General features: G+C 68.2%; 3 protein-coding genes and 1 pseudogene. 1 reads left to right on the top strand and 3 read right to left on the bottom strand.

The genetic code is table 11. The annotated features are described in order from the left end of the window. From K789_RS0100115 to K789_RS0100105, 3 genes are all read right to left on the bottom strand, one after another. Nucleotides 1-761, bottom strand: a 761-nt coding sequence (locus K789_RS0100115; protein WP_024364968.1) for a DUF4192 family protein, incomplete at its 3' end; no start/stop codon positions are given. 75 nt (nt 762-836) lie between these two features. Next, nucleotides 837-2,168 (bottom strand): MFS transporter, encoded by a 1,332-nt coding sequence (locus tag K789_RS0100110; RefSeq protein ID WP_024364967.1) that lies wholly within the window; start codon nt 2,166-2,168, stop codon nt 837-839. Nucleotides 2,169-2,214: 46 nt separating this feature from the next. Beyond that, nucleotides 2,215-3,153 (bottom strand): proteasome assembly chaperone family protein, encoded by a 939-nt coding sequence (locus K789_RS0100105; protein WP_024364966.1) that lies wholly within the window; start codon nt 3,151-3,153, stop codon nt 2,215-2,217. A 292-nt stretch (nt 3,154-3,445) separates the two neighbouring features. Between K789_RS0100105 and K789_RS0100100 the strand changes: the two are divergent. After that, nucleotides 3,446-3,741: pseudogene (locus K789_RS0100100) on the top strand (M17 family peptidase N-terminal domain-containing protein); the annotation flags it as partial.

Raw genomic sequence — 3,741 nt, 5'->3', positions numbered from 1 at the left:
CCTGCGGCCGCCATCACGAGCACCGCGTCACGCCACGCCGGGAGGCAGAGGGTCGCGCGGAGGTAGCCGGTGAGCGCTGCCGTCAGGGTCGGACCCGGCGCCGGGGCCTGCAGCACCCGCGTCCACACCTCCAGCACCTGGCCGAACTGGCGCCTGTCCCGCGTGCGGACCGCAAACAGTGGTGCCCAGTCCAGCTGAGCCTCCAGCACGGCGGGATCCGGCTCACCCGACGCCGTTGCGGGCGGTTCGGCGCCGGGGGCCGCTCCGACAGTACTGCCGCGGAAGACCATCTCGGCGTTGAGCCTGCTGTTCCTGATCTCCTCCACGGGACGCCCGGGCGGAGCGCAGCACGAAGGGTCCACACAATAGGCGTTGCGCCAGTAGTCGGCGCCGACCAGCCAGGCGTCCCGCACGGGCATGCCGGCGTCGGCCAGCGCATTCTCGAGCTCCGCCAGGAGCGGAGCCCACGGCGCGCCGTCCCCGTCGGCTTCGGTAAAGAAGGCGAGCAGGGAGCCGTCCGCCACGTCGTCGGCCTCGAGGTAGGTCGCCACGGAACGGGCAAAGCCTGCCGGTCCGGCCGAACCGGACCAGTCCGGGCTGCCGGCGTCGCCGGGGAGGTCCACCCGAAGCGTGGCTCCGAGCCGTTTGCCCTGCATGGTCATGGCCACGAGGCTGTGCGCCGGCCAGTAGCCCAGGGAATGCGGGATGAACCCGAGGATGTCCTCCGGGCCGGTGATTCTCAGGTGATCGGGAGCTGTCATAAGGCCAGCCTCGCGGCCCCCGAGGGTCCGCGTTAGTGCCGGCCTGTCCTATGTGGACAACCCGCAGCCCGCGAATCAGGGCGTGCGGCGCCGCTCCAAGCTGAGCCGGCGTTGTTCGGCGAGTGCCGCCAGCAGCGGGGGGACCACAACGCCCTGGGCCGCCATCTGCTTCCGGACCTTCCGGCGGATGACCAGGATGGCTCCGGCCCCGCCTGCCAGCAGCAGGAACTGCACGCTCAGCGCGATCCGGAACGGATCGAGCCCGTACAGCTCGCCCTGGGAGAATCCGCTGGCGTAGAGAACGTCAAGGACCAGGCCGATCACATAGATGGCAATAAGGGAGGCGATGAAGCCGCCCACGTTCACGATCCCGGTCGCGGTGCCAATCCGGTGGGCCGGGTTAAACGTGCGGGCAAAGTCGAAGCCGATCATGGAGCCGGGGCCGCCGATGGCGAGCACCACCACAAGCCCGGCCAGCAGCCACAGCGGGGAGCGTCCCGGGATGAGCAGCACTGCAGCCCAGGCCGCGGCGGTGGCGGCGGCGATCAGCAGCACCATGGTCGAGCGCCGGAGCGGGTGTCGTGCAACGAAGCTGCCCATCAGCGGCCCGGCGGCGATGGCCGTGGCCACGTACAGCGTCATCAGCGCCGAAACGGTGGGGCCGTCCAGGCCCTGGGCGGAGATCAGGAACGGGTAGCCCCAGGTCATGGCGAAGACGGTGCCGCTGAACTGGACGGTGAAGTGGCTCCAGAGTCCCAGCCGGGTGCCGGGCTGCCGCCAGGCGCGGGAAAGCGAGACCCCTGTGGCGCGCAGCCCCTGGGACGGTTCAGGTGCCGGGTGCCCGGGCGGCAGGTCCTGGAGCAGGACCAGCACGAGCACCACGGCGAGGGCTGACATGGCCGCGAGCGTCAGGAACGCGGGGGTCCAGCCGGCGAGGTGCAGGATCATGGCGAACGGCACCACGCTGAAGAGCTGGCCAAGCTGGCCGGACATGCCGGTGAGCTGGGTGAGCAGCGGGACGCGGGTGGGGGCGAACCAGATCGGGATCAGCCGGATCACCGAGATGAAGGTCATCGCGTCCCCGGCGCCGACCAGCACCCGGCCCAGCACGCCGCCGGGGATGTTTTCGGCAAAGGCCAGCTGGAGCTGCCCCAGCCCCATCAGCACGGCGCCGCCGGCGATCATGGCCCGGGAACCGAACCTGTCCACGAGGATGCCGACCGGAATCTGCAGGGCTGCGTAGACGAGGAGCTGCAGGACGGTGAAGAAGGAAATTTCGGCCGCGCTGGCCTGGAAGCGCTCCGTGGCCTCCAGTCCCACCACGCCAAAGGAGGTGCGCTGGCTGACCGCCACGAGATACGCGAAGACCCCGACAATCCAGATCAGCCAGGCGCGGGGTGAAGTCACCCCTCCATTATGCCCAGTCGACGGAAAAATAATATTTGTTCGCCGGTTATTCGCCGGGTTCTTTACGGGCCAGATACGCCTCGACGGCGGCACCGAGGGCATCTGCGTTGGGCAGCTGGTCGTTCTCGTCGGCGAGCAGGGACCGGCGCACGGTGCCTTCGGCGTTCTCGTCGTAACGGGTTTCGAGCCGCGAGACCACCTGCTGCACGTCCTCCGACGCGTCAATCTGCTCGGCGATCTGGCGCCCGACTTCCCGGCCGGCTTCGCGGAGACGGTCGGCAGGCAGCATCAGCGAGGTGGCCGCGCCAAGGTATTCGAGTCCGGCGACGGCCGCCGTCGGGTATTCGGCTTCGGCAAGGTAGTGCGGCACATGCATCACGTAGCCGGCAACGTTGCGCCCGGCGTCCGTCAGCCGCAGTTCGAGAAGGTGGCCGACGGCGGCGGGCACCTCGACCGTGGGCTTCCACACCGAGATGCCCTCGATGAGGTCCGGGCGGTTGCCGTGCACCGTCACTCCGACGGGCCGGGTGTGCGGCACGGGCATGGGGATGGAATGGATCCACGTGACGAGGTTGACGTCCAGGTCCTGGACGATACCCACGACGGCGCGTGCGAACCGCTCCCATTGCAGGTCCGGTTCAAACCCGGCCAGGAACAGGAACGGGCTGCCAAGGCCGTCCACCAGCCGGTACAGTGCCAGGCGCGGCGCCTGGTAGTCCTGCAGGTGGTCCTCGACGAAACTGATCTGCGGGCGGCGGGAGCGGTAGTCGATCAGCTGGTCGGCGTCGAACTCGGCCACCATCGTGGAATCCAGGGTGTCCAGCAGTTCGGCGGTGATCTGCCTGACGACATGTCCTGCATCGGCAAATCCGGTGAAGCCCATGACGAGGTTCAAACCGCGCAGTTCGGGGCTGCGGAACAGCGCGTCATCACGCCGGTACAGCGATTCGGGGTCCAGCAGGGAGCCGGAAATCCGTTCAAGCACGGCATGTTCCTTTCGTCGTAGTCAGTGGGAGCAGCCGGACGGGCCCTGCGGGGCGGCGGCGCTGATATCGGGTACAACGCGCCCGAGGACGGGCGCATTCCTCATCGGGGTGTGCTCCAGCTCTCATTCAATTGAACACCCATGCCGGGGAGAGACTACGATCGGAACTGGCCGCATGACGGCTTGAAGACACTTGGGTTACGTCTCAAACCGGCAGCGGCCCAGGTTCCATGGCAGGGCGCCTAACATGCAGTTCCTGCCCTAAAAACTCAGAGAATTGAGGACTGTCCTCGTGGTCAAGAATACGGAAGTCAAACTTAGTGCAGTTGCAGGGGACCTCAAGAAGTCTCCCAGCGACGCCCTTGTCATCGGCGTGGGCCAGGGCACGGACGGTCCCGTCCTGCTCAGCAACCCCCTGACCGCCAAGGCCGCCGAAGCCCTGGCCGAATCACTGAGTGTTCTTGGCATCACCGGGGCAGCGGACCAGGCCCACCGCCTGCCGGGCCTGAGCGAGGCCGGCGCGAAAGTCCTCGTGCTCGCCGGCGTCGGGAAGGTCTCCGCGGCGCAGCCGCTCACCGAGGAGGCGCT

It is taken from the genome of Arthrobacter sp. TB 26, from assembly GCF_000427315.1.
Lineage (GTDB): Bacteria > Actinomycetota > Actinomycetes > Actinomycetales > Micrococcaceae > Arthrobacter.
The sequence above is the reverse complement of the archived record's forward strand: the minus strand, read 5'-3'. Positions and strand labels throughout refer to the sequence as shown.